The sequence below is a fragment of the Variovorax sp. 01T439_2 genome (assembly GCF_056398445.1).
Genome location: NZ_JBFTPJ010000339.1, coordinates 1 through 5,570 on the forward strand (window position 1 = coordinate 1; position 5,570 = coordinate 5,570).

The window sequence follows — 5,570 nt, forward strand, 5'->3', positions numbered from 1 at the left end:
GTGCTGCTGTTCGGCTGGCTCCTGTACCGGCGGCGCGCCACGCGGCCGCAGGTGCTCGGCATGATCGTGAGCTATGCCGGCGTGCTGCTCGTGTTCGGGCACGAGCTCTGGATCGGCGGMGGCGGCAAGGGCGGCGGGGCGGCGGCCTGGGGCACCTTCCTCGTGTTCCTGAGCGCCGTGAGCTATGCGGCCTACCTTGTCTACAGCGGCGAATTCGTCAAGCGCCTGGGCTCGCTGCGGCTCGTGGGGCTGGCCACCACCGTGGCCTGCCTGCTGTGCATCCTGCAGTTCGCGCTGACGCGGCCGATGAGCGCCGCAATGCAGGTGGCGCCCGAGGTCATCTGGCTGTCGGTGCTCAACGCCACGCTGTGCACGGCGGTGCCTGTCCTCATGGTCATGATGGCCATCGAGCGCATCGGCCCGGCCATGGCCGCGCAAACCGGCATGATCGGGCCGCTGTCGACCATCCTCATGGGCGTGGTCATACTCGGCGAGCCGTTCACCGCGTGGATCGCGGCCGGCACGGTGCTCGTGATTGCGGGCATCTTCGTTTTCACACGCACGGGGCGCTAGCGCTCCTGCAGTCAAGGAGCAACAACATGGATTTGGGCATTGCAGGCAAGACCGCGCTGGTGTGCGGCGCGAGCAAGGGGCTGGGCTACGGCTGCGCCGAGGCGCTGGTGCGCGAGGGCGTGAACGTGGTGATCGTGGCGCGCGGCGCCGAGGCGCTCGAAGCGGCGGCTGCGAAGCTGGCCGCAGCGGCAGCCGGTTCGCCGACGCCTTTCGTCAAGCACGTGGCCGCCGACATCACCACCGAAGCCGGCCGCGCGGCGGTGTTCGCGCTCGGCCACGACTTCGACATCGTCGTCACCAACGCCGGCGGCCCGCCCCCGGGCGATTTCCGCAACTGGGACCGCGAGGCATGGATCAAGGCCGTCGACGCCAACATGCTGACGCCGATCGAGCTYATCAAGGCCACGGTCGACGGCATGGCCAAGCGCGGCTTCGGGCGCATCGTCAACATCACCTCGAGCTCGGTGAAGTCGCCCATCGACATCCTCGGCCTCTCCAACGGCGCGCGCAGCGGCCTCACGGGCTTCGTGGCCGGCGTGGCGCGCACGCCCATCGCCGCGCAGGGCGTGACCATCAACAACCTGCTGCCCGGTTCCYTCGACACCGACCGCCTGAAGGGCACGATGGCCGGCGCAGCGCAGAAGTCGGGGCAGGACTTCGACACCGTGTGGGAAGCCCGCAAGAAGAACATTCCGGCCAGGCGCTTCGGCACGCCCGCCGAGTTCGGCGCGATCTGCGCCTTTCTCTGCAGCATGCAGGCCGGCTACATGACGGGACAGAACGTGTTGGCCGACGGCGGCGCCTACCCCGGCACGTACTGAGCTCGCCCCCAGGCTGCGCGCGCTTCGTGCCGCGCGCGGCTATGGGCGCCGGGACGAGATCACGATCCCGCCCACGATCAGCGCAAAGGCCGCGCCGTGGTACCAGTGCGGCGGCTCGCGCAGGAAGGCCGCGGACAGCAGCGCGGCGAACAGCGGCGTGAGGTTCATGAAGAAGCTCGCGGCCTGCGGCCCCGCATGCTGCACGCCGCTGCCCCAGCAGCGGTAGGCCACCACGGCCGGGCCGATGCCGATGAAGGCCAGCGCCGCCAGCAGCGGCCATCCGAGCTCCATGCGCGCATCGGCCAGCGTCCATTCCCCGGCCGCGAACAGGCCCGACCACGCGAGGCCGAACACCAGCTGCGCCATCAGGAACGCGGCCCAGTCCTGCCGCACGTCCTGCGGCTCGCGCGTGCGCGCGAGGAACCAGCTGTAGAACGCCCAGGCGATGGTGCCCAGGATCATGTAGAGATCGCCCGGCACCAGCCGCAGCGCGAGCAGCTGCCGCCATTCGCCGCGGCTCAGCACCAGCAGCACGCCCAGCATCGAGAGCAGCGAGCCGCCGATCTCGCGTCCGCCGACACGCGCGCCGAAGAAAATGCCGCCCACCGCCAGCATCCACAGCGGCAGGCTGGAGCCCACCAGCGTGACGTTGATTGGCGCGGAGGTCTGCAGCGCCAGGTACTGGAATGCGTTGTAGCAGCCGATGCCCAGCAGCCCCAGCACCGAATAGCGCTTCCAGTGCGCCCACATCGGGCTGCCGCGGCGCAGCACCGGCCATGYGAGCGGCAGCAGCAGCACGAACGCGATCACCCAGCGCACGAAGTTCAGCGTGAGCGGCGACACCAGGTCGCGCACCAGGCGGCCGACCACCGCATTGCTCGCCCACAGCAGCGGCGGCACGGTGAGCAGGAAGACGGTGGAAGGCGTGAGGCGCTGCTGGATCTGCATGGCCGCCGACTCTACCGGGCATTCCCCGCCCCCGTCGCGCGAAGGCCAAACGTGGCACCATGCGCCTCTTCTTTTCTGTGCGACTGGAGACTGCAAAGATGATGAGCAAAGCCGTCCGTATCGACCGCCATGGCGGCCCCGAGGAACTGAAGATCGTCGACGTCGAGGTGGGCGAGCCCGGCCCCGGCGAGATCCGCATCCGCCACAAGGCCGTGGGCCTGAACTTCATCGACACTTACCAGCGCAGCGGGCTCTATCCGTTCCAGATGCCGCTGCAGCTGGGCATGGAAGCCTCGGGCGTGGTCGAGGCCGTGGGCGAAGGCGTGGCGCACCTGAAGGCCGGCGACCGCGCCGCCTATGCGAGCCAGCCGCCCGGCGCCTACTGCGAACTGCGCGTGATGCCGGCCAGGAACGTCTGCAAGCTGCCCGATGCGATCTCCTTCGAGACCGGCGCGGCCATGATGCTCAAGGGCCTCACGACGCAATACCTGCTGAAGAAGACGCTGCCGGCCGAAGGCCTGCAGCCCGGCGATTTCATCCTGTTCCACGCGGCGGCCGGCGGCGTCGGCCTGATCGCCTGCCAGTGGGCCAAGGCGCTCGGCCTGCAGCTGATCGGCACGGCCGGCAGCGACGCCAAGTGCAAGCTCGCCCTCGAACATGGCGCGGCGCATGCCATCAACTACAGCACCGAGAACTTCGCGGCCCGCGTCAAGGAGATCACCGGCGGCAAGGGCGTGAAGGTGGTGTACGACTCGGTCGGCAAGGACACCTGGGAAGGCTCCATCGACTGCCTGCGCCCGTTCGGCCTGCTGGCTGTGTTCGGCAACGGCTCGGGCCCGGTACCGCCGATCAGCCTGGGCACGCTCGCGTCCAAGGGCTCGCTCTACGTGACGCGACCGACGCTGTTCACGCACATTGCCACGCGCGAGAGCACGCAGGCCATGGCCGACGACCTGTTCGCCGTGGTGCAGAGCGGCGCGGTGAAGATCCCGATCGACCAGCGCTATGCACTGGCCGACGTGCAGCAGGCGCACCGCGACCTGGAAGCGCGCAAGACCACCGGCTGCACCATCCTCACGCTCTGAGGCCGGGCCAGCCGCCGTCCTACCCGCGGTGGGGTGTCATGCCTGCGTCTTGTGCAAGGCGCACTTTGTAGCCTTCAGCAAAGCCAGCGAAGGCCCGCGCCATGGACACCGTCAGAACCTTCATCGTCGAGGACAACCCCGCCATCCGCGAGAACCTGGTCGGCACGCTGCGCGAGGTGGCGCGGGTCGATCCGGTGGGCCAGGCCGAAACCGAGAACGAGGGCGCGCGCTGGCTCGCGGGCAACCTGTCGAAATGGGACCTGGCCATCGTCGACCTGTTCCTCAAGGACGGCACCGGCTTCGGCGTGCTCGAAGCCTGCCGCAACCGCGATCCGAACCAGAAGATGGTGGTGCTCAGCAACCACCTGACGCCGCAGATGCGGCGCAAGTGCGCGCAGCTGGGCGCCGACGCGGTGTTCGACAAGGCCACCGAGCTCGACGACCTGGTCGATTTCTGCCTGCGCCGCCGGCAGGAGCAGTTCTCAGTCCCGCCGTTCCCGGCGGCGCACTGACCGACCCGACGCCAGATCAGCCCTCGATCTTCCCGAGGCGCGATTCGCGCAGCCGGCTCGGCGCCAGCGCGCCCGCCGATTCGAGGATCGGATAGGCAATGGAGCAGATGTGCGAGTTGATCCGCTTCAGGTCGCTGATCAGGTCGATGTGCAGCGAGCTGGTCTCCATGCTCAGCGTGGTGCGGTCGGAGAGGCGGTCGAGGTGGGTGGTGGCATAGGCCCGCTCGAGGTCGCGGAAGCGCGCCTTCTCCTCGAGCAGCCGCTGCGCGTCGCGCACGTTGCCGTTCAGGAAGACGCTCATGCTCAGCCGCAGGTTGGCGACCAGCCGCCCGTGCAGCTCGACGATTTCCGCCATGCCCGCCTCGGAGAAATTGCGCTGCGGCTTGATCTTCTTGTCCTCGATGTCGATGATCACGCGCTCGATGATGTCGCCGATCTGCTCCATGTTGATGGTGAAGCTGATGATGTCGGTCCAGCGCCGGCTTTCTTCCTCGCCCAGCGCCTCGCGCGAGATGCGCGTCATGTAGTACTTGATGGCCGAGTAGAGCTCGTCCACCGTGTCGTCGAGCTGCCGCAGTTCCTGCGCCAGGCGCAGGTCGTTGTGGCGGATCACGTCGAGCGTGCCGATGAGCATGGTCTCCACCACGTCGGCCTGGTGCAGCGCCTCGCGCGCCGCGTTGGAAATGGCGAGCGAGGGCGTCGACAGCGCCGACGGGTCGAGGTGATGCGGCCGCGTGGAGGTGGCCGGCAGCGGCGGCACCGGCAGCATCTTCGTGACCAGCGCGGCAACCCACTGCGTGAGCCCGATGAAGCCCAGGCTGATGAGCACGTTGAACGCCAGGTGGAACAGCACCACGCCGTGCGTCGCGTTCGGCACGTGCGGCTGCACGTAGCGCAGCCAGAGCCCGACGAAAGGCGCGACGATGGCCACGCCCAGCCCCTTGAACAGCAGGTTGCCCACCGTGACCTGCCGCACCGGCACCGCGGACTTGGCCGTGGTCAGCACCGCCAGCAGGCCGCTGCCGAGGTTGGCGCCCAGCACCAGCCCGAGGGCGACGTCCAGCGGCACCACGTTGGAACTGGCCATGGCCGCCACCAGCAGCACCACCGCCAGGCTCGAATAGGCCACGATCGCCAGCGCCGCGCCGATGGTGATCTCGAGCAGCACGTCGCTGTTGAGCGAGGCCAGCAGCACGCGCACGGCCGGCGCCGAAAAGAGGGGCTCGGTCGCTTCCACCACCAGTTGCAGCGCCAGCAGCATCAGCCCCAGGCCGATCAGCACGCGCCCCACGCGGCCCGCCACGCTGGCCGAGCGGGTGATGAACAGCACCACCCCCACGAAGATGAACATCGGCGACAGCCACGAGAGATCGGCCGAGAACAGCACCGAGATGAGCGCCGTGCCCACGTCGGCCCCGCGCATCACCGCCAGCGCCGCCGGCAGCGTGACCAGGCCCTGCCCCACGAAGGAGGAGGTCATCAGCGAGGTGGCGGTGCTCGACTGCACCAGGGCCGTGACGCCGATGCCCGACAGCGCGGCCGTGAAGCGGTTGCGCATGCTCTGCACCAGGATCTTGCGCAGGTTGGCGCCGAACACGCGCAGCACGCCCGTGCGCACGAGGTGCGTGCCC

The 5,570-nt window shown here is 69.0% G+C and carries 6 protein-coding genes; 4 read left to right on the plus strand and 2 right to left on the minus strand.

Annotation, left to right across the window (positions count from 1 at the left end; all coding sequences use genetic code 11):
* Positions 1–573 (plus strand): DMT family transporter (locus AC1DOC_RS16935; RefSeq protein ID WP_478130128.1); only part of this gene is annotated, 573 nt, incomplete at its 5' end.
* Positions 574–599: 26 nt separating this feature from the next.
* Positions 600–1,394, plus strand: coding sequence for an SDR family oxidoreductase (locus tag AC1DOC_RS16940; protein ID WP_478130129.1), 795 nt, complete (start codon positions 600–602; stop codon positions 1,392–1,394).
* Between the two features lie 39 nt (positions 1,395–1,433).
* Here AC1DOC_RS16940 and AC1DOC_RS16945 read toward each other — a convergent pair whose 3' ends face one another.
* On the minus strand, positions 1,434–2,342 hold the full coding sequence (locus tag AC1DOC_RS16945; RefSeq protein WP_478130130.1) for a DMT family transporter: 909 nt from the start codon (positions 2,340–2,342) through the stop codon (positions 1,434–1,436).
* A 101-nt stretch (positions 2,343–2,443) separates the two neighbouring features.
* Between AC1DOC_RS16945 and AC1DOC_RS16950 the strand changes: the two genes are divergently transcribed.
* Both AC1DOC_RS16950 and AC1DOC_RS16955 read left to right on the plus strand, forming a co-directional pair.
* A complete protein-coding gene (locus AC1DOC_RS16950; RefSeq protein WP_026284211.1) occupies positions 2,444–3,427 on the plus strand; it encodes a quinone oxidoreductase family protein in 984 nt (327 codons plus the stop codon).
* Positions 3,428–3,528: 101 nt separating this feature from the next.
* The gene (locus tag AC1DOC_RS16955) at positions 3,529–3,939 is read left to right on the plus strand and encodes a response regulator (RefSeq protein ID WP_478081396.1); all 411 of its coding nucleotides are present in this window, start codon (positions 3,529–3,531) and stop codon (positions 3,937–3,939) included.
* 16 nt (positions 3,940–3,955) lie between these two features.
* On the opposite strand, the gene AC1DOC_RS16960 is transcribed toward AC1DOC_RS16955, so the two are convergent.
* Positions 3,956–5,570: Na/Pi cotransporter family protein (locus tag AC1DOC_RS16960; RefSeq protein ID WP_478130131.1), on the minus strand; the 1,615-nt coding region annotated here is incomplete at its 5' end.

Excerpts from the sequence above, each read along its gene's own strand:
- AC1DOC_RS16955 (WP_478081396.1), top strand. The coding sequence starts at position 3,529 with ATGGACACCGTCAGAACCTTCATCGTCGAGGACAACCCCGCCATCCGC.
- AC1DOC_RS16950 (WP_026284211.1), top strand. The coding sequence starts at position 2,444 with ATGAGCAAAGCCGTCCGTATCGACCGCCATGGCGGCCCCGAGGAACTG.